This is a genomic window from Clostridium sp. MT-14 (assembly GCF_042436595.1).
In the GTDB taxonomy this organism is placed as follows: domain Bacteria; phylum Bacillota; class Clostridia; order Clostridiales; family Clostridiaceae; genus Clostridium_B; species Clostridium_B aromativorans.
In genome coordinates this window covers 41,693-62,071 of record NZ_JBHMIY010000024.1, presented here as the reverse complement: position 1 = coordinate 62,071, position 20,379 = coordinate 41,693, and the positions used below count along the sequence as shown (strand labels likewise).

Sequence of the window (20,379 nt, the reverse complement as noted above, 5' to 3'; positions counted from 1 at the left end):
GGCATCGAACCTAAAATAACAAGGACTATTCATCTCCAACTTATAGAAGATAGGAGAATTACGCCCTTTTTGTTAAAATTTATACGCTTTTACATGTGCCCCTGCAAATGCTCCATCAATAAGTGCTGCATCTATTTTACTATATGCATCACCTGAATTTTTCTGTTTTGCAATATCTTCTATAACATCTCTGGTGTATATATTTACCGGCGTTATTTTAATATCTTTAAATCCAACTTTTTTAAGTATTTCCTCATATTTCTTAACTGACAAAGCACCTGCAATACACCCTACCCACATTTCCACGCTATGCCTTATACTTTCTGGTACATGCTTAAGAACAACAATATCTGCGATTGCCAGCCTTCCACCTTTTTTTAATACTCTATAAGCCTCAGACAAGGCTTTTTCCTTACTTTCACAAAGATTTATCACACAATTCGACATAATAACATCTACAATCTCATTTTGAAGTGGTATATCCTCGATAAAGCCTTTCAAAAATTCAACATTCGTTACGCCCATTTTTTCTTTGTTTTTATTAGCAAGCTCCAACATTTCATCAGTCATATCCAGTCCATAAACTTTTCCAGTCTGTCCAACATATTTCGAAGACATAAATACGTTAATGCCACCGCCACTTCCCAGATCAAGTACAGTTTCACCATTCTTCAATTCTGCAAATAGTAATGGGTTTGCACAACCCAAAGATGCCTCTACAGCCTCTTTTGGTAAATCATTCAAATTTTCTCCTTTATAGATAAGTGAAGATCTGCTTACACCGCTGCAGCAGGAAGACGTCGAACAACAATTATTTCCTATTCTACTATTGACTCTCTTTGCAATACCACCATAATATTTTTTTACCTTATTTTTTATATCAGATTCCATTTATATCATTCTCCCTTCATTTTATTATTAACAACATTCATTTTTGCCAATAGCCTCAACAAGCATTTTTATACTTTCTATTACCTGTTCTTGTTTATCTACTGGTATAGAATCATAAATTTTTTCAAAATACAGATTCATTCCTTCCTCAATGTCTTTAAACATTTTTATACCACTTTCAGTAAGTGATATAGTTACATATCTTCTATCCTGGAAATCAATATCCCTCCTTGCCAAACCCCCAGTAACAAGATTGTTTACAGTTCTGCTCATGGTACTATTTTTAAGATCTAGTAATTGAGCCAGTTCATTCAATGAAATACTTTTTGCACGTCCTATCTCCACTAAAGCATGACATTGAGCCATTGTTATTCTACAACAGGCAAGCTCACTTTCACTCAATATCCCAAGCTTTCTCTCAAGTGTTCTAATCATTTCTCTTAATTGTTTTGGTTTACTTACATTATTCATATATAATCACCTCTTACAATAATTATATCATACAACTATTATAATATACAACTATTATTTAATTTTATATACCAAAAATACATAGTATAAATAAAGAGGATTGAAAAATATTTTAAAATTTCTGTTAATTCGCAGATAAAAATAAAAGCAAATAGTACTTGTCCTACTTGCTTTTATTTTCATAAATATTATATAAAATATCTATCAAATATAACAAAATGAGAGAGTTACAGCTTTTTTCACCTGTTTTACCTCATACTTGAATTTCGCTTAGATGAACCACTTTTATTGGAACCATTCTTATGTCCACTTTCTTTAACTTTCCTATTGTTAATATTTTTGATTGAACTTCGATTTGTTTTAATCTTATTTACACCTGGATGCTGCAGCTGTTTTGAATAAGATTTTCTTTTGCTGTTATATCTATTTGAAATAGAATTATGACTGCTATTAGTACTATTTTTCCATTGAAAGCTATTATTATTTGGCTTTTTATAATTACTTTCACTATTCAAATATCTATTATTTATCATATTGTCAGTACTTTTTACATTTTTATTTGGACCCTTATTTGAATTTCCATTCGTACTCTTATTTGATCCTCCATTTGAATTTTTATTTAAAATTGTACTACCGTTGGACTGAATTTTAACCTTCAAATCAGAGGTTTCCATATTTGATTTGAATTTAGAAATATTTACGTTTTTACCATTTATATCAATAGAAATAGTTTTTGTCTTTATATACTCCTCATCAATAAACTTATCTTTTTTGGATTGATCAATTATTATCTTCAAACCATCATTGATATTCACATTATCTATCTTAATCTGACTCAATATTTTACTCCCGTCATCATTCAATGCTTTAAAAGAAATAATTCTGTTTAAAAAATTTACTTTTAACTCAATATCGGGGTTTATATTTACCAGAACTGTAGCTGACGGACTGTAATAAGCTTTAGCTCCACCACTTATAATTAATACAAACATTATACACGCTGCAGCTAGTATTTTTCTTGCACTAAAAGGATAAAATCTATGTACAATTTGATTTCCCATAAATTCTTCACCAATATTAGGTTTTTTACCATTGCAGTCCACTTTAATAAATTCGCCGTAAGGAGTAAGCAAATTAGCACACTTACCATCTATACTTATTACTACACCTTCTCTTTTATTCATTGCTTTCACCTACTTTTATATTTAAATAAGACTTTATATAAATAAATTTTTCACTATTAAATAATATAAATAGAGCAATAATATATTTTCTCCACTTATCGACAAATTTTCTGTTAAATCCAGTATATGCACATATTTTCTTAATAGGAAGCCTCCTGTTATGTAAAATGTAACTGCTGATTTCATCATTGTTGCATATTTTCAAGGCAATTCCTAAGGCACTATTTCTTGTATCCTTATGTTTTGGACTGCTATTTACAAGGTTATTGAACTTAATTTTATATTTTGCGAGCTCTTTGCTAAACTCAATAATTTCGTCCGCTCTATTTTTATTTTCCCTTTCTATCTCAAAACTGTCTATAGCACTACTATTATCCAATTTTTCCATATCATATTGGTCATTATCAAAAGTAAGCAATGGTAAATTTTTATTTTTTCTAAAATAGTCGATCAGTGCATTTTTGATTATAATTTTTGCATATGTATAAAAATTTCCTTTACATTCTGTATAGTTATCACAGGCCTTGTTGAAGGCAATTAATGCAATGCTGAGTTCATCGTCATTTTCCCATTGAAGATATTTTTTTGAAATAGAGTAGGTACATTTATATATAAAATTTTTATTTTCATTAATAAACTGGCTTTTATTTTTACGAATTAAGTGATTAATATTCTGCATGAAATCACCTCATATATTATATTATACGAAATAAATGAGAACTTTAGGGGGTGTAGCGCAAATTATTTCGTAACCCCCTCAAAATATAATAGAGATATCGTATATTTTAGTGATCGATCAAGCTTAATTAAAATGAAAACAAGAATTAAACTTTTATGCATTTAGAAAGGATGAACAATATGAAAAAATTAATGATTTTAGCAGCAAGCGCAGTGATGGCACTGGGTATAACGAATGTAACATTTGCTTCTGAACCAATATCTCTAAAAGATCAAGCCGGTATAACGCCGGACAGCATCTTATACCCGGCAGATAAAGTTATAGATGCTATACAGATTACATTGTCTTTTTCAGATAGTGCAAAAGCAAGTACATTATCAGATATAGCTGAAGAAAAGTTAGGTGAAAGTGAAATTATGGTAGACAAAAACAATCAGAGTCTTGCAAATACAGCTATCGATGATTACAAAAACTATATGGATAGAGCTGAAAGTAAAATTGAGGATACACTAAATAATAATAAAAATACATATAATCAAGATAAACTAAAAAATCTAGAATATGTGGAAGATAAAATTATAATTAAAGAAAAAAAATCCCTGTATATATTGACTAAACTTCAGAATAAGGTTAGCGGTAATGCAAAAACCGTACTAGCAAAGATCATAGAAATACAGACAGCAAAAAGAAATGCCATATTAGCTGTCAAAAAAGAACGTGTACTCTATATTAATGCTAAAAAGCAATACAATGAGGCTAAAATAGCTCTCGAGAAAGCAAAAAAATCAGGAGACGAAACAGCAATTAAAGCTGCTGAAGATTTATTGGGACAAAAACAACAGGCGCTGGATACAGAAAAACAGAATTTTGTAAAAGCTGTTCAAACAAAGAAAGAAGTTTCTAAGATAAGTGTAGGCAAATTAATAAAAGAATCAAAAATACAGAAAAGGAAAAATTTAAAACTTAATGTAATTAAAAAACCAAACAAAACAAACACCCCTGTAACTAAAACAGCTGTAACTAAAAATACAATAACTAATAAAACATTGGGTACGGCTGTAACAAATCCATCTGCATCAAAACCTGCTGTAGTAAATAATAAAAATGTAAAAAAGCGCTCAGTAAAAGTTGTAAAAAATCGAATTAAAAAAGAGTCATGTAATAATAAAATTAGAGAAAAAAATCAAAGCAAGATAACCAGTAATAGCAACAGACAGAAGTCTGTAAAATTACAGCATTAAAACTATTTTTTAATGGGGTCTGACCCCCTTACAGAAAATGGTAAGGGGTCAGACCCTAGATAAAATGTCGTAGATTTCATCATATTTGAATATCTCTCCACACAAAAGCATATCTTTAAACTCTCCCGCTGATACAAACTTTACATCACTGACTTCTTCCTTCTGAAGAGCTAATTTGGATAGATCAATATTCATGTATACAAAATAAATATCCCAAATAATATTACCCTGAAATATTCTTTTGATAAAATTCAAGTCATCTTTTTTAATACATATTCCCAATTCTTCTTCTACTTCTCTTATAGATCCATCCACTGTATTCTCTCCACTGACCATGCATCCTGTTGTCAATGTCCAGATATTAGGAAGGATCTTCTTATTATCAGACCTTTTCTGAATCAATATTTCAAATTTATCATTTATTATCCAAACTTCAGCTGCCAGATGATACTGTCCCCTGCTTAAGATATCAGTGCGTTTTTTCATCAAACCTGTTTTATGCCCTTTGTTATCATATATATCCCACAATTCCACTTGAAATACCCCCTTATATTTTCTCTTAACATATAATTAATTATATCAATAAACAATTTTACAGTTCCATTATAACTGAACTACAGCTAATTCTAACAATAATTTCTATTTTTAGGACTAAAAAAATAGTTCCCCAGTTTTAAAACCAGAAAAACTACTTTTTAAAATATTTTATATTAAATTTGACACTCAGCAGTCAGTTACATCCTAAAGCACTGATTCATTGAGTACAAAAAATTATAAAAATTCGCATGTCTTATTTCATCTGTAATGATTTCAGTCAGCATATTTATGTGAATTCTGCTCTGCATTGCAAATAATATTTTTCTGTATCTTTCAACCGCTGCTAGCTCTCCATATAATGCCTTTTTTACGCCATCACAAAAGTGTTCAGGATATTGTATTTCTTCATTTTGAAGCCCAGATACATTTTCGTCGGTTAGATCGTGATAAATTTGTCTAAACATCCTATTGTGTTTACTCTCATTATCTCTGATTCCCGCTATAATATTTCTGGATTCTTCATTAGGAGAATTTTTTATCAGGTAGTCATAAAAGAGCTCATCTTCCCTTTCTCCAGATACAGCCTCTCTTATCAAATTAATTGCTCCAGGCAAATTGTCCGGATAGGTATAAAGTCCCTCATCAATGCCATTCGGCAAATTTGCTGCATGCCTCATAAAGCAGCACTTAAAAGTATATGGACAATAATTCATTTTTTCACTCCTAATTTGTAAACTATACTTATATATTATTATATATTTAAATAATAGTTACAAATTTTAAATTCAAACATCTTTTACTGAAAATATCCATATACCTAAATATTAAACTTCTGTACTGGCGGCATTATTTCCATTTTGATCTTTTTTTCTTTCTTTCAAAAATGCAGTAACTGCCGGGATAAGCGATATTATTATAATGGCAATTATTACATAGGAAAAATTATGTTTTATAAAAGGTAGACTTCCAAAAAAGTACCCTCCCCCTAAAAACAGGGACACCCACAGGAACCCTCCAAGCATATTATAAGTTATAAATTTTAAATATCCCATTTCACCAATTCCCGCTACAAAAGGTACAAAAGTTCTTATTATAGGGATAAATCTTCCCAGCACTATAGCCATAGGACCATATTTTTCATAAAACCTGTGTGCCTTATGAATATGCTTCTTATTGATAAATTTCATATTCTCCCTTCTTAAAATACCACTTCCAATTTTTTTACCTATGTAATAGTTGGCAGTATCGCCTATTACCGCAGCTAAAAAAAATACGATAAACAAAGTAAATATCTCCAGCATATTTTCTGAAGCAAGTGCTCCCGTTGCAAAAATAATGGAATCTCCCGGTAAAAAAGGTGTGACCACTAAACCTGTTTCACAAAATATAACTGCAAATATTATACCATATGTCAACATCCCATAATTTTGTATTATGATATTTAAATACTTATCAAGATGCAGCATAATGTCAATTAAATTCACCATAAAATTCATACTTTTTATCTCCTTTTATTATATAAAACCTGTAAATGTACTCTTCTACAAAATAATATATTACACGCACAAGGTTAAAATATAATTAAAAAAGAATTATATTTTAAATAAAATTTTTTAATGCCGCTTACATATTTATTTTGGAGATTAAAAAGTCTGCATCTTTTTCTGTGACTTCATCAAAATTACTTTTTATACTTAAAATAAAATTTACAATGTCCTCTGCCGCATCTGGGTTAGTATAAATTCTCTGGAATCTTTTGATTTTATTTAGCTCTTGCGAATTATTTGCAATTAAATCAGTTACAGCATCTTTTATTTTATCTGTATCCGCACACACTATTCCAAGATTATGTTTTTCAACAAATCTGGGATTGCCCTCTTCCTGTCCCGGCAGAGCACCTGTTATTATTAAAGGCACATTGCAGGCTACCGCTTCCATGATTACATTAGGACTTCCCCTCATAAACGCGATATCAGAACTCTGCATTAAATCCTGTATATTTTCCGTAAATCCATATATCTCAACTCTATCACCATATTTATGGGCAAGTGCTTTTTCAAGTTTGTTCTCAAGAGCCTTATTCCTGCCTGCTACAATTTTTACTGTACAATTAAAATTTTCCAGCAGAATTTCAGCTATTTTTTTCATATTGCCAACACCCTCGCCGCCGCTCATTATAATACATCTAAATGGTTCCTTGCCATTATAATTGATATCTTTTTTAAAATTATAAGTATGATTGCAAAACCTCGAGCGCACTGGGAAACCCAAAACTTTTATTTTCTCTTCAGGAACACCAAATTTCATGCATTTATATTTTGCCTCCCGTGTAGGGCTTATTATGTAATCTGCCCTTGAATCTGCCCATAGAGGGGTTATACTTACTAAATCTGCAATAAGCGTAACAAAAGGTATTGTAACATGATATTTTCTAAGTATATTTAAGATAGAACCATTAAAATTCGGATGTATAGTTAAAATCAAATCCGGTCTTGTCTCTTTTAACAAATCCAAAAACCTATCTTTTATCTTTAGCTCAATAATCTCATTGATGAGATACGGTTTGACAGATGATATATCCCATATAAGTTCCCACAAATTTTCTGATTTTCTAGTTATAGGGCCATATGCTTTGGCCACATTTAATAACGTGGTCCCGCCAAGGGAAAATCCATCTACAATATGAATTTTGACATTTTTGTTGTATGAAAATTTTTCGCATAAAGATTCCGCTATGCTTTTATGCCCATGTCCTGTAAAATTAGATGAAATAACAAGTATACTATTAATCATAATCAGTCCCTCTTATCAGTTAATTTATTATAATATAAATACAATTACTACTCTATTTTAATATATTACACAATTAAATCTAAAACAACATTAAGAATTAGTTAAAATTTTATTAAATCTTAATATTAAGCTAAAAAATAGATTACAATAGATAGGACATAAAAAATAAAGGAGCTGTGGATTTCATGAACATCAATAACATAAAGGCAATTTATACTGTTTTTATATTTATAATATTAGCGGCTTTCGACAATGTAGTAATAGGACTATTCCCTCCACTTTTTTCTTCTATCTCAAAAAGTATGAACGTGCAGATTTCCTCCCTGGGAATTGTTTCAGCCGTCAATATCTTGGTCACATCCCTTTCATCGATTCTATGGGGCTACCTTACAAGTAAATTCAGTAGAAAACTCCTCGTCATTGTAGGCACTATTATCTGGTCAATTTCAATATTTCTAACATCACTCTGTGTCAATTATCTTCAGCTTCTTATTCTTCAGATTTTCACCGGCATAGGGCTTGGATGTATAGCATCAATCGGATTCAGCATTTTAACTGACTATATTCCCAATAAATACAGAGGCATGTTGTTAAGTCTTTGGGGCATGGCTCAGGGATTTGGTGGAATAGCAGGAGCACTAATGGCTTCTCTGATGGCTCCTTTTACAAGTTGGAGAAAACCCTTTGAAGTCGTAAGCATTATAGGTTTTCTACTTATTATACTATATTTCTTTATAAAAGAACCTACTGTAGGCCAAGCAGAACCCGAACTACAAACACTCGCTGAAAGAGGCTGCACATACAATTATAATATTGAATTAAGCCATTTATCTCAGATTATATCAAAGCGAAGTAATATTTTCCTGTTTATGCAGGCATTCTTTATGAATATCGCTACAGGGACTCTAATATGGCTTCCTACTCTATATATTTCAAAAATTCAGCAGCAGGGTTACAACCTAAAAGTTTCAATTATCGCTGCAGGATACCTTTTTGCCATATTTCAATTAGGAGGTTTGGCATCTCCTTTATTTGGCCACATAGGTGATATACTTCAGAATAAAACGCACAGAGGGAGAGCTGCTCTTACATCATATTTTGTATTTGCCATGATACCATTTTACATAGCAGTTTTTATACTTCCCATGAACAGGCTTGAACTGATACAAAGCAGTGCACCTCTACCAATACTCATATCATTATTGAAGGAAATAGTGATAAATCCCTGGATATCCATAATATTTGTTTTATCTTTCCTTGCAAGTGCACTGCAATCTGCCAACACGCCAAACTGGCTGGCCCTGATAACTGATGTGAACCTTCCGGAACACAGAGGTACTGCTTTTAGCTTAGCCAATTTAGCCAATGGCCTCGGGAGAACTATAGGAAATGCAGGTGTCGGAATTATACTCTCTCATATAAAAATCGGCGAACCTGCAAATTACATAATCACCTTATCTCTGCTGCAGCTGTTCCTGCTCCCTTCAGCCTTTATCTACTTATTGATGACAAAAAGCAATATAAAAGACATAGAAGAAGTCAAAAATACGCTTATGAAACGTGCAAAAGGGCTGTCTTTATAAATCGTATTATATTTTAAACTGTCCTACAATATTCATAAGTTTTTCCGCTTCTTTTGCATTCTTATCCGTATTTAAAGCTATATCTGCATCTTTTTCCTTTATAGAATTCATACTGCTGGATATATTGGACACTGCATCTGTACATTTATCTACAGATGCACCTATCTTCTCTATTATATTGGAAAGATCCTGCTGTGATCTATTTATATCCTCCATAAGTCCATAAAAGTTTTTTATGACACCCGTCATCTTAATACCGTCATTTTGGTATTCTTTGCTTATATCTACCACTTTAACGTAGTCTGTCATGACTTTCTTCTCCACAAAGCCAAGTACATCCCGTGATGAATCCACCAGTATACCCACTGCCATAATTATACTCTTTATATCATTTTGCATGTTATCTGCCATATCTGAACATTTATTTGCAAGTTTTTTTACTTCTTTTGCTACTACCATAAATCCGCTTCCATATTTTCCTGCATGGGAAGCCTCAATAAGTGCATTTAAGGCAAGTATATTGGTTTTCTTAGAAACATCTTTCATCTCATTCAACATTTTTGAAATATTTTTTACCACCTTTATAGTTTCAAAGGATTCTTTCAATTTCTCACTGGAATCTTCATAATATTTTTCTATATTACGGGCTGAATTTTCTATATCATCTCCCATGCTTACAGCTTTCCTGTTTATATTATCGGCCAAATTAAGCCCTGAATTTGCTTCATTTACAGTATTTTCTACCTTGTTTTTTATTGAAAATATGCTTTCTTCAACCTCTTTGATGGAATTCATAACTCCCTGCATGTTGGATGTTATCTCACTGGTTTTATCAGATATTATTTTAATTTCCCATTCTGATTCTTGAAACATATGATTTACATAATTACTGGAATTTAGTGCTGCAAGGCCCTCATCTTTAGCATATTCTATCATATTCTTTATATTTTTAAGAGCTGAATTCAAATCAACTACAGTCTGTCCAAACTCATCCTTACTTTTAGTATCTATTTTATAACTGAGATTAAAATTCGAGAGTTCACCAGCATATTCCCTTATATTTGACAGAGGTTTTTTTATCTGACGTGCTATTATAATTCCTACAAAAATCCCAGCCAGTATGAATATAAACGTAGCTGCTGCCATCCTGTACTTAAGGGCGTTTACAGAACTCATTATTTCATTTTTATCAATCACAAGCCCGAGATACCAGTTCACTCCGGATATAGGAGCATAGGCAAGCAGCATCTCTTCTCCCTTCTGTCTGTAATAACCCGAGCCACTTTTACCCTGTATCATATTCTTTTCAATGTCGGAAAGTTCCTTAAGTGAACTGTCCTTTAGAGAATTCTTTATGGTATTGTCCTTATTTAATACCAGAGTCAAATTTTTATGTGCAACTTTAGTACCATCTTTATTTATTATAAAACAGTACCCGCTTTTTCCAACTCTCATACTTTGAACAAACTTATTCAACTCCGAAGTGCTTATATTTGAAAACAATACGCCTTTAATTTTACCCTTACTGTCCTTTATCGGAACTGCCACTGATATTATTTCCTCTCCATCTACATTAAAATAAGGTCCATCAATGGCAGGAGTACCTTGAATGGCCTTTTTCAAATATGCCGAATCCACACTTTCCAGATCTATTTTAGTTTTTCCTCCGGTTTGCATGTAAGCCATGCCACTCAAATCCATAGCACAGAGACTTGAATATCCAAGTTTGGATGCCCTTTTCTGTAAAATTGGAAGCTGAATCCCTGGGTTCATGGATTCTATTTCATTCCTAGAAGCTATCTCCGTCATGGAACGAACTTGCTGCTGCAAAATTGAGCTTAAAAGTTTGGAGGATTCCTGTGCTTTATCTTGCAGTGAAGAATTTATGTTTTTCTCCATAGCCGCATAAAAAGTATAATAAGACAGTATTCCAAAAAATCCGCAGATAAATATTACCAGTATTCCAATTTGAAGAATAACTTTAACAACGACGCTGTTTATTCTTATTTTTGAAAAACAATTTATTTTTTTCTTCAGAATACTAATTATTTTTGCACTGCCCATTTTCATTTTTGGAACAGCATTTATTTTTTTCTTCAAGGTACTGCCTATTTTCATTTTTGGAACAATATTTATTTTTTTCTTTAAATAACATATTATTCTTTCCTTTATCCTAGTAAATATATGTAAAATTTTTGAAACCACTTTTCTCATGGTATTTCCCCCAAACTATTCATTTAAATTGATATTATAGATAACATAATTGCTGTTTTTACTTTTCTTGGCCTTTTTTTTGATTTTACTCATGTACACTCCAATATCATCAACTTTTTTAAGTTTGCTGAAATTTCCATACATGCATCCGAGGGCTATGGACGTAAGAGGAAAAACATCCTTATTGCCTTTTCTGTCAAAAGATTCAATATATCCGTTTTTTTTGTCTTTTTCATTGAAGAAATCAAGTATTTTTGCATCAAACTGCGAAATTATTTTTTCACACAATTTACGTCCTTTTTCAATATCATTTTCAATTACACATACAAAATCATCTCCTCCTATGTGTCCTACAAATCCATTATATACTGAGTATTTTTTTACCTGTTTTTCTATAATTTCTGCAGTTAGTTTTAACACTTTATCTCCATTTTCAAAGCCATAGGTATCATTGTATGTCTTAAAATTATTTAAATCTGCATAAATAACAAAGAAATCACTGTGAGAATGTATTATATTATCAATAACCTTATTTATAATTTTATTTCCAGGAAGGCCCGTCAACGGGTTGAGATTTTTAGCATGCTTTTTTTCAAATTCTAAAGTATATTCAAGCAAATCCTTTATAGTGACAATTCCATAATATTTCCCTTCTTTTGTAACTATTACATAATCATATATTTTTTTGTAGTCTCTTGCCATGGCAATTTTCGATACATCGCTTATTGACGTGTTATAGTCCACTACAGTAGGATCAGAATCCATTATCAAAGATACAGGACGCTTAAGAAATACCGAAATGCCATACTGCGTGGCAAGTACATAGTCCAGATCATGCTGCATCATAAGCCCTATAGGATATCCCCCATTCGTAATGCACACTCCTGTTATATTACAAGTGTCAAAAAATTTTTTTACCTCTTTGGCTTGAGTCGTGGATTGGAAATCGGGATTTTGTTTTGCTATATCACCGATACAATTTTTTTCGAATTGAAACCTGTTGGTCTTCATTTTGTTGTATTTCACTATGGTTGTTTTTATATCTTCGGAAATATCGAGAAAAGTTCCCGACGGTCTCTGTAGAAAATATCCTTGTCCCGAGCAGACACCAAGTTCTATTAATTTTGCAAGTTCGCTTTCTGTCTCAATTCCCTCGGCTATGATATTCATATTTGTGGACTGTCCCAGTGTTACAAATGTTTTCACCAGTTCCTGCTTAAAATTGTCTTTGTCTATATCCCTTATAAAAGAAATATCAATTTTAATGTAATGCGGCTTCGTCTCCATAAGGGTTTTAAGCCCGGAATAACCAGTACCCATATCGTCTATTGCAATTTTATAACCTTGATCCACATAGTTATCCACTGCTCTTTTAAAATCCTTATAATCCTCTATGGCTGTTTTCTCCGTGATTTCAAATATAATTACATCTGGAGACATATTGTGCTTTCCCAAAAAATCTCTAGTAAATCCACTTTTAAATCTTTCATCTTTAAATATCTTTGGATCTACATTTATGAATAAAAGCTTATTTTTATCTATCTTGTTTGCCCTTTCAATGGCTTTTTTCCTGCACAGCAGTTCCAATTCCCATATTTTATTAAAAACTTCTGCTGCATGAAAAAGTTTCACAGGCAAATGCAGGGTTGAATTTTCAGGTCCCCTGCTAAGCGCTTCATATCCCACTATAGAAGCATCCTTTAAGGATACAATAGGTTGAAATACTGTAGTGATGTTTTTGGTATCCAATATTTTTTGTAATTCAATTTCATCTTTTGATTCCATATACTTCACCTCATGCATTTTATTTCTAATGAAATTATATAGTCTTTTTGTTAATTGCATGATAATCTTATGTTAATAATACTTAATGCAGCAGTCCATGTTAAAAGCTTAGAGTTTAAATATCAAAATTTAGATAGGGACAAAAAAGAAGTTACGGTACAGGATGTATTCTGTAATAAAGTGATACTCCTTTTTCCGTAACTTTATTGGTTATTTATCTTCTCATTATTGTAAGAGTTTATTAACAGTAACTTGTGAGACAGATGCTTCTCCTCCAAGAATGGTAATTTGACCCACACCACTCAATTTTCCCTGGATGTAATTTTTAGCACCGCTTAGATCAGATTTTCCAATCAACACTACTGGAGCACTCTTCTCTCCTGCTACTGCAGATCCCGAAAGTGCATCTGCAAAATCACTGCCTGATGCCAGGTAGATATTTGACAAATCATACTTATCATTGAATTTATTAAGTATTGCAAGATTTGTGGAATACCTGTCGGAACCAGATATTCTTACAGCTCCAAGGCTGCTAACCACGCTGTCATCTACAACACCGTTTCCGCCAATTACATAAGGTGTACTTGAATTGTCTTTTACATACTTAAGTATGTCACTGCTCAACTGTTTGCCATCTGTTAGAATTATTGGACTCCCTGATAATGATGCATAGGAAGATACGGATAGTCCATCTGCAAATCCTGCTCCTGAAGCTACGAATACCTGCTTTGGACTTTTTATCTGTTTTGCAACTTCCAGTGAAGTGGCATATCTGTCATTTCCGCTTATCCTTTTAACCACCATTTTCATATTTCTCAGGGAACTCTCTATTGAACTGGATACCACCCCAGTGCCTCCGATTATATAAACCGTTCTTACTTTTAATCTTGAAAGCTCTGATTTAGTATTGGAATCCAGAGTATTACTTGATGTCAAAAGTATCGGTGCATTTTTTAACTTTGCAAAAGGAGCTGCACTCAGCGCATCTGCATAGGACTGGCCTGAAACCAACACTGCCGTATCTGCTTCGTTCCAGTTATTCTGAGATATTTTAGCTGCAGTTTCATACCTGTTCTGCCCTGCCAATCTTGATACATTTTTATGAGAAGTGGTTTTATTTATAGTATAGCTGTCTATAGGAGCCATAGTATCAGTCCTGTATGTGGTAATGGTAAAATTCTTATCCGTTACACTTACATTGGAGAATGTAGGAACTTTATCCTGCTCTTTTTTTGCTTCAAAATAGTTGTTGTAGTTTGGTTCCTGAATCTCATAGTACTTACTTCCACTAGCTGAGTTTGTAGTTATATAGAGCACACCATTTGGATCAGTGACACTGGTGTCATCTTTTCCGCTTACTGCCTGTCCGTCTACCATCTGATAGGATCTTGTATAGCAGTGATCATGCCCATCTAAAACTACATCTATTCCAAGTTCCTGAAATACTTCTGGATGCGTTACCCTTCTAGCCGCTATATCAGCATCTGTCTCATGATTTGCAGAACTGTATATGGAATGGTGCATGCTTACTATTTTCCACTTAACATCTGGATTTGCAGCTATGGCCTCCTGCATGAAAGCTTTATGATCCTCTGCATTTATATCATTGCTGTTGAGCATCAGGAAAAGCGTATTTCCATATACAAAGTAATAGTCATTACCAGTTGTTCCATTACTATTATCAGACTCATATCCGTTATTTGTAAAAATACCGTATTTATCAGATTCATTTGGATAATTGAAATGTGTAGTATGACCTACTCCATATCCCTCATGATTTCCGGTAATTGCAGCAACAGGGATATTTTTTAACTGATCTGGCTTGAAAAATCCGTCATATTCAAGTTCATTTGTCTGACCATTGAGCTCCTTTCCGTTGTTAACCTGATCTCCTACAGACAATATAAAACTGCTGCTGGAAAATTTATCTGTTGCCTTTTTAACTGTATCTACCCATCCTGTCGTATCCTTGTCTATATCACCGCCTGCGCCAATCTGTGGATCTCCCGCCAACAGAAAATTGAAACCCTTTGATATATCCTGGGTGGTATAATTATTGGCAGAACTCCAGGTAGTACCGTCACCTACACGATATACATATTCTTTAGATGGCTGTAAATCTGTAACTGTAACCTTATTGGAAGAATAGCCGTCATTTCCATTGGATTTTTCACCTTTGAAGGTTTGAGCTTTACTCTCCGGAAACTCGTTTCCGGTCATATCGGATTTAAGCGCAACCTGTACCTCAGGGTCCGATGTATCTTTATTGGAATACCATGTGAAATTAACCTGTGATGCATCTTTACCTGGCGCAAAAGTTATATCCTTGATATTTGCAGAGGTCTCTCCCCCTGCTGTAATTGATTGACTTGCCGCAGCATCCGTACCTGTATCTGCATTAGCTGACATTGGCATGGCAATACCTGAAAATGCGAACGAGCAACAGAGTACAAATAATGCGGTCTTTTTTAGATACTGTTTCATGAAACTCCCCCTTTTAGATATGTCATTGTGATGGCCAGAATAAATTCAATCCATGCCATTCATTTTTATATTAGCAGTATATATTTTTTCTATCCGTCACATTTATGTAAATTCAATGTAAAATAATCATAACATTCACATACTTAACTTAAACTTTACACAATCTTTATTAACTTGTTTCAATAGAGCAATATAATAAGTGAATGACTAAAAACTTATGGAGGGGCAGGCATGAGAAATTCTTCAAGAATATCTAAGATATTGCTTTTTATAATAGCCACATTTCTATTTGGCGCTTTTTTATATAACTTCAATGTAAGCCATCCTGTAACTTATAACATTCAAAAGGGTAAGGCCAATGTAAAATATGAAAAAGCCCAAGTGCTGGAAATAAAAAATAATTCTCTAAAACAATTCAACGAATCCAAAAACATATATTTTGGCAGCCAGCAGGTAAAATTAAAAATTCTCTCGGGAGAACATAAAGGTGAAATTAAAAATGTTACAAATTATTTAAGCGACACCCACAATGTATATTTGAAACAAAATATGAAGGTTATAGTGGACATAGCTACTTCTGGAAGTGGATCATACAGCATAACAGTATATAACTATTACAGAGCTCCTGTACAATATGCATTTATCTTTATATTTTTTGCCCTGCTGTGCATAGTAGGCGGGAAAAAAGGATTCAGGTCAGTACTGGGACTTATTTTTACTCTATGCTGTGTTATATTTCTGTTCATTCCCATGCTTTACAGAGGATACTCACCGGTTTTATCCGCAATCCTCATAATAGTCATAACCACCTGTGTTTCTCTTTTCCTGCTAAACGGCAGAAGTACCAAGACACTGTCTGCCATACTTGGAACAATGTCGGGAGTTATAATTGCAGGGATAATTGAAGTTATTTTCGGATACTTTGCCCATTTGACAGGCCTGAATCTGACACAGGTGGAAAGTCTCAACATGATCTCAAATGTATCCGGCATGAAGGTGTATGGTCTTCTAACTGCAGGAATTCTAATAGCCTCCCTGGGAGCTGTAATGGACATCAGCATATCCATAGCATCTTCCATACAGGAAATATATATATCAAATCCTAAGATCAGCAGAAGAGAATTGTTTAACTCAGGATTGAATGTCGGAAAAGACATGATGGGAACCATGGCAAATACTCTCATTCTGGCTTTTGCCGGAGCTTCCCTAAGTATGCTTATAATAATTTATTCCTACAATTTAAGCTATAACCAGCTCATCAACATGGACATGGTAAGCCTTGAAATCATACAGGGGCTCACAGGGAGCATGACAATAATCTTTACAGTTCCCATAGTATCATTTATCTCTACAGAAATTATAACAAGATTGTATGACAGATTTAATTAATTGGTTCTAGTTCAACTATAAATCTAGAGGGACTGTTTACTATTTCTTTCATTTTTTTAATCACCTTCCTATTTTGATACCACTATGTTACGCATCTAAAATTAAAAAAGGATTAAAAAAAGATTAATTCTCTATAATATCCAGACTCACAGTTATTCTGGTACCCCTTCCCACCGTGCTTTTAATATTCACAGTTCCATTGTAGACATCCACAATTTGCTTGGCTATAGACAGCCCTAACCCGCTTCCGCCAATATCCTTGGATCTGGATTTATCTACGCAATAAAACCTGTCAAATATTTTGGGAATTTCATTTTCTGGAATTCCTATACCCGTGTCACTTATTGATATGTTGATATATTTGCCAAACTTAACGGAACTTATATCTATTTTCCCATGCTCCTTGGTAAATTTTATACTGTTGTCTACAATTATCCTAATTAATTGCTTTATAAGTTTATAATCTGCAATAGCCTGTACATTTTCATTATTGATATTTGATATTATATGTTTTTTATCTATCATTCTAGTCTCTTCAGTAACCTCATCTATCAATTCATTGAGATAGAAAACATTTTTTTCTACCTTCTGCGACTTATTATCATTACGGGCTAAAAAGAGCAATTTTTCTACCAATTCTCCCATGCTATGTGATTCAGATTTAATGGCTTCAATAGATTTATCAAGAGCTTCTCTGTCATTTTTTCCCCATCTGTCTAAAAGATTAGCATATCCCTGAATTATTGCTATAGGTGTTCTGAGTTCATGAGATGCATCCGAAACAAATTGTGTCTGTTTGCTAAAAGATGTTTGAAGTCTATCAATCATGTTATTCAGTGTGGTTGCCAGCCTTTTAAGTTCATCGTTAGGCCCCTGTATATTTATTCTTTCTTTTAAATTGTTAATGCTTATTTCATCGGCAGTTTTTGTGATATTGTCAATTGGATTCAGCATTTTTTTACTTATTATATACCCTAACAAGATGGATAAGGCTATTCCGAATAGATCTGCTGCAGCCATGAAGAAAAACAATATTTTCAAAAAATCATATTCATTGTCCATATCTTTAATTATCTGCATATACAAAATCCCATAATTCTTATCTAATATTTTTGTATTCAAATAGGTAAGATGCTTTTCATGTTTTTCTACATGTTTTATTTTCCCATAGGGTTCAGAAATCTTTAAATGATAGTCAAACTTATCTGATACATTTATTATTTTCTCATTTTTATCCATTATCTTTATAAATATATTTTCATTAGGCAATATATCAGAAAATAATTCACTACTTGAGAGCTGTTTCAGTTTTAATCTGTCAAGTATTATTTGATTTACATCTTCCAGACGTTTAGCTGTCTGCATATACATATAGTGCTCTACTCCATGTAATATATAGGCATTGGATACTGCAAGCATCACTGAAAACATCAAAGCAAATATTCCAGTTAATTTGACAGATATCTTTGCATTTTTTATAATACACAAGTTCATAGTCTATTCTCCCTTTATCGCATATCCAACTCCTCTTATAGTTGTGATTAACTTATTCTCAAATCCATCATCAATTTTACTTCTAAGGTACCTTATAAATACACTGACTACATTTGTGTCATTGAAATAATCATAGCCCCAGATTTTTTCTATCAACTGATCTCTTGTTAGGACTACATTTTTGTTGACTAAAAGAATCTCTAAAAGATCATATTCTTTTTTTGTAAGTTCAATATGCTTTCCATTTCTTGTGACTTCGTGAGTTTTAGTATTCATTACAAGATCATCCACTTCATATTTATAATCTTCTGATTTTTTATCATTATTTCTTCTTATGACACGTATCCTGGCCAGAAGTTCTTCTATAGCAAAGGGTTTTGTAATATAATCATTTGCCCCTATATCCAGTCCCATTACTTTATCCATCACATCATCCTTAGCAGTTATCATTATAATTGGGATCCTGGAAAACTGCCTCACTCTTCTGCAAACCTCCATTCCATTTAACCCCGGAAGCATTACATCCAAAAGCACTAGATCATAATTACCTCTCTGTATCTTCTTCAGTCCTTCTCTTCCATTGTATTCAGCATCAGTAGCATAACCTTCATGATTAAGTTCCATTTGCATAAACATGGACATCTTTTTTTCATCTTCAATTATGAGTATCTTATAGTTTTTCAAAAAATCACCTCAAACATCAGTTATAATAATACTTATATTGAGATTATATATTATTGAGATTAAAATCACATTAAAATACTGTACCTTATCCTGCTTTAATTTCAATCATCTATTTATTTGTCTCCATAGAGAAATTTTTTAATTTTATAATAACTGCTTTCTTCACCTATAGCCAATAAAATATCACCTTCCTGAAATACAGCACAGGGTCCTGGAGAAATAATCAAATTTTTTCCTCTTCTAATACCTATTATGGTAGCACTTGTATTTTGCCAAAATTTGCTCTCAGATATAGTTTTACCAATAACTTTAAGTCCTTTATATACTTTGAACTCAAAGGGTATGAAGGGATTAGAATTAATAAATCTATTAGAGTAATCCGTAAATTCATCTATCTTTTCCTTAATTTTTTTCTCCAATTTACTTTTCTCCACAAATAAATCCAATATTTCTTTTTTTGATAAATTTAGAAAATCTATATCTCTAAATTTTTCTATGAATTTCAAACAATTATCTACAGATTTTATAATAATTCCACTGCCTTTTATCACCTCAACTATATCCATATCATTTAAAAGAATAATGGCCCTCCTGATAGTTTCAGGTGAAACATTATAATGACTTGAAAGAGATGATCTCCCATGAAGCTTATCCCCTACTGAGAAATCTCCAATTATTATTCTATTTGCTATGTCTATAGCTATTTTTTGATATATAGGTTTTACCACACATTCTGATTCTACTGACATTTTAAATTTTTTTTAGATATAATTACCTAAAATAAACCTCCCCTTAATATATTTCATTAAATCAATAAATAGTATAGATTATTATTCTTATCATGTAAATACAATCTAAAAATTTACTTATACAGAATATGAATAAATAAACTATTAATGACAAGTAACAACTTTTATGCTATTATTAAATTGTTACTTTGTCAATTTGCG

General features: G+C 32.5%; 17 protein-coding genes. 3 read left to right on the top strand and 14 right to left on the bottom strand.

Translation table 11 applies throughout. The features are described from left to right. Positions 1 to 72: 72 nt before the first annotated feature. The 4 genes from arsM to sigI form a co-directional block, all read right to left on the bottom strand. On the bottom strand, positions 73 to 891 hold the full coding sequence (gene arsM / locus ACFHWD_RS15180; protein ID WP_378062640.1) for an arsenite methyltransferase: 819 nt from the start codon (positions 889 to 891) through the stop codon (positions 73 to 75). Positions 892 to 918: 27 nt separating this feature from the next. Further along, positions 919 to 1,362 carry a MarR family winged helix-turn-helix transcriptional regulator gene (locus tag ACFHWD_RS15175; protein WP_378062638.1) on the bottom strand — a complete coding sequence of 148 codons (444 nt, stop codon included), beginning with the start codon at positions 1,360 to 1,362 and terminating at the stop codon, positions 919 to 921. A 248-nt stretch (positions 1,363 to 1,610) separates the two neighbouring features. After that, positions 1,611 to 2,546, bottom strand: coding sequence for an anti-sigma factor domain-containing protein (locus ACFHWD_RS15170; protein WP_229981811.1), 936 nt, complete (start codon positions 2,544 to 2,546; stop codon positions 1,611 to 1,613). Continuing rightward, on the bottom strand, positions 2,539 to 3,225 hold the full coding sequence (gene sigI / locus ACFHWD_RS15165; RefSeq protein WP_229981812.1) for an RNA polymerase sigma-I factor: 687 nt from the start codon (positions 3,223 to 3,225) through the stop codon (positions 2,539 to 2,541). Before sigI ends, ACFHWD_RS15170 begins: the two co-directional genes overlap by 8 nt. Positions 3,226 to 3,404: 179 nt before the next feature. On the opposite strand from sigI, the gene ACFHWD_RS15160 reads away from it, so the two are divergent. After that, the gene (locus ACFHWD_RS15160) at positions 3,405 to 4,466 is read left to right on the top strand and encodes a DUF5667 domain-containing protein (RefSeq protein WP_229981813.1); all 1,062 of its coding nucleotides are present in this window, start codon (positions 3,405 to 3,407) and stop codon (positions 4,464 to 4,466) included. A 48-nt stretch (positions 4,467 to 4,514) separates the two neighbouring features. Here ACFHWD_RS15160 and ACFHWD_RS15155 read toward each other — a convergent pair whose 3' ends face one another. The 4 genes from ACFHWD_RS15155 to ACFHWD_RS15140 all read right to left on the bottom strand — a co-directional run bounded on the left by ACFHWD_RS15155 (position 4,515) and on the right by ACFHWD_RS15140 (position 7,796). Beyond that, a complete protein-coding gene (locus ACFHWD_RS15155) occupies positions 4,515 to 5,000 on the bottom strand; it encodes an NUDIX domain-containing protein (protein WP_378062635.1) in 486 nt (161 codons plus the stop codon). 200 nt (positions 5,001 to 5,200) lie between these two features. Then, positions 5,201 to 5,716 (bottom strand): ferritin family protein, encoded by a 516-nt coding sequence (locus ACFHWD_RS15150; RefSeq protein ID WP_378062633.1) that lies wholly within the window; start codon positions 5,714 to 5,716, stop codon positions 5,201 to 5,203. Positions 5,717 to 5,827: 111 nt separating this feature from the next. Continuing rightward, complete coding sequence (locus ACFHWD_RS15145) at positions 5,828 to 6,499, bottom strand: VTT domain-containing protein (protein ID WP_378062631.1); 672 nt, start codon at positions 6,497 to 6,499, stop codon at positions 5,828 to 5,830. 127 nt (positions 6,500 to 6,626) lie between these two features. Beyond that, positions 6,627 to 7,796 carry a glycosyltransferase gene (locus ACFHWD_RS15140; protein WP_378062629.1) on the bottom strand — a complete coding sequence of 390 codons (1,170 nt, stop codon included), beginning with the start codon at positions 7,794 to 7,796 and terminating at the stop codon, positions 6,627 to 6,629. A 185-nt stretch (positions 7,797 to 7,981) separates the two neighbouring features. Here ACFHWD_RS15140 and ACFHWD_RS15135 point away from each other — a divergent pair, with 185 nt between their 5' ends. Continuing rightward, on the top strand, positions 7,982 to 9,379 hold the full coding sequence (locus tag ACFHWD_RS15135; protein WP_150356665.1) for an MFS transporter: 1,398 nt from the start codon (positions 7,982 to 7,984) through the stop codon (positions 9,377 to 9,379). 6 nt (positions 9,380 to 9,385) lie between these two features. Here the strand turns inward: ACFHWD_RS15135 and ACFHWD_RS15130 are convergent, their stop codons facing one another. The 3 genes from ACFHWD_RS15130 to ACFHWD_RS15120 form a co-directional block, all read right to left on the bottom strand. Beyond that, positions 9,386 to 11,593: a methyl-accepting chemotaxis protein gene (locus ACFHWD_RS15130; protein WP_378062626.1), complete on the bottom strand. Its 2,208-nt coding sequence runs from the start codon at positions 11,591 to 11,593 to the stop codon at positions 9,386 to 9,388. A gap of 15 nt (positions 11,594 to 11,608) precedes the next feature. Further along, positions 11,609 to 13,378 carry a GGDEF domain-containing protein gene (locus ACFHWD_RS15125; protein ID WP_229981815.1) on the bottom strand — a complete coding sequence of 590 codons (1,770 nt, stop codon included), beginning with the start codon at positions 13,376 to 13,378 and terminating at the stop codon, positions 11,609 to 11,611. 225 nt (positions 13,379 to 13,603) lie between these two features. Beyond that, positions 13,604 to 15,862: a cell wall-binding repeat-containing protein gene (locus ACFHWD_RS15120; RefSeq protein WP_378062624.1), complete on the bottom strand. Its 2,259-nt coding sequence runs from the start codon at positions 15,860 to 15,862 to the stop codon at positions 13,604 to 13,606. A 231-nt stretch (positions 15,863 to 16,093) separates the two neighbouring features. Between ACFHWD_RS15120 and ACFHWD_RS15115 the strand changes: the two genes are divergently transcribed. Continuing rightward, positions 16,094 to 17,251 (top strand): YibE/F family protein, encoded by a 1,158-nt coding sequence (locus ACFHWD_RS15115; RefSeq protein ID WP_150356663.1) that lies wholly within the window; start codon positions 16,094 to 16,096, stop codon positions 17,249 to 17,251. Positions 17,252 to 17,374: 123 nt separating this feature from the next. On the opposite strand, the gene ACFHWD_RS15110 is transcribed toward ACFHWD_RS15115, so the two are convergent. The 3 genes from ACFHWD_RS15110 to ACFHWD_RS15100 form a co-directional block, all read right to left on the bottom strand. Further along, the gene (locus ACFHWD_RS15110; protein WP_378062621.1) at positions 17,375 to 18,745 is read right to left on the bottom strand and encodes an ATP-binding protein; all 1,371 of its coding nucleotides are present in this window, start codon (positions 18,743 to 18,745) and stop codon (positions 17,375 to 17,377) included. A 3-nt stretch (positions 18,746 to 18,748) separates the two neighbouring features. Beyond that, positions 18,749 to 19,429, bottom strand: a complete 681-nt coding sequence (locus ACFHWD_RS15105; RefSeq protein WP_150356659.1) for a response regulator transcription factor — start codon at positions 19,427 to 19,429, stop codon at positions 18,749 to 18,751. A gap of 113 nt (positions 19,430 to 19,542) precedes the next feature. Then, positions 19,543 to 20,178, bottom strand: coding sequence for a TrkA C-terminal domain-containing protein (locus tag ACFHWD_RS15100; RefSeq protein WP_150356658.1), 636 nt, complete (start codon positions 20,176 to 20,178; stop codon positions 19,543 to 19,545). Positions 20,179 to 20,379 lie beyond the last annotated feature (201 nt).

Excerpts from the sequence above, each read along its gene's own strand:
- arsM (WP_378062640.1), bottom strand. The coding sequence starts at position 891 with ATGGAATCTGATATAAAAAATAAGGTAAAAAAATATTATGGTGGTATT.
- ACFHWD_RS15175 (WP_378062638.1), bottom strand. The coding sequence starts at position 1,362 with ATGAATAATGTAAGTAAACCAAAACAATTAAGAGAAATGATTAGAACA.
- ACFHWD_RS15170 (WP_229981811.1), bottom strand. The coding sequence starts at position 2,546 with ATGAATAAAAGAGAAGGTGTAGTAATAAGTATAGATGGTAAGTGTGCT.
- sigI (WP_229981812.1), bottom strand. The coding sequence starts at position 3,225 with ATGCAGAATATTAATCACTTAATTCGTAAAAATAAAAGCCAGTTTATT.
- ACFHWD_RS15160 (WP_229981813.1), top strand. The coding sequence starts at position 3,405 with ATGAAAAAATTAATGATTTTAGCAGCAAGCGCAGTGATGGCACTGGGT.
- ACFHWD_RS15150 (WP_378062633.1), bottom strand. The coding sequence starts at position 5,716 with ATGAATTATTGTCCATATACTTTTAAGTGCTGCTTTATGAGGCATGCA.
- ACFHWD_RS15145 (WP_378062631.1), bottom strand. The coding sequence starts at position 6,499 with ATGAATTTTATGGTGAATTTAATTGACATTATGCTGCATCTTGATAAG.
- ACFHWD_RS15140 (WP_378062629.1), bottom strand. The coding sequence starts at position 7,796 with ATGATTAATAGTATACTTGTTATTTCATCTAATTTTACAGGACATGGG.
- ACFHWD_RS15135 (WP_150356665.1), top strand. The coding sequence starts at position 7,982 with ATGAACATCAATAACATAAAGGCAATTTATACTGTTTTTATATTTATA.
- ACFHWD_RS15130 (WP_378062626.1), bottom strand. The coding sequence starts at position 11,593 with ATGAGAAAAGTGGTTTCAAAAATTTTACATATATTTACTAGGATAAAG.
- ACFHWD_RS15125 (WP_229981815.1), bottom strand. The coding sequence starts at position 13,378 with ATGGAATCAAAAGATGAAATTGAATTACAAAAAATATTGGATACCAAA.
- ACFHWD_RS15120 (WP_378062624.1), bottom strand. The coding sequence starts at position 15,862 with ATGAAACAGTATCTAAAAAAGACCGCATTATTTGTACTCTGTTGCTCG.
- ACFHWD_RS15115 (WP_150356663.1), top strand. The coding sequence starts at position 16,094 with ATGAGAAATTCTTCAAGAATATCTAAGATATTGCTTTTTATAATAGCC.
- ACFHWD_RS15110 (WP_378062621.1), bottom strand. The coding sequence starts at position 18,745 with ATGAACTTGTGTATTATAAAAAATGCAAAGATATCTGTCAAATTAACT.
- ACFHWD_RS15100 (WP_150356658.1), bottom strand. The coding sequence starts at position 20,178 with ATGTCAGTAGAATCAGAATGTGTGGTAAAACCTATATATCAAAAAATA.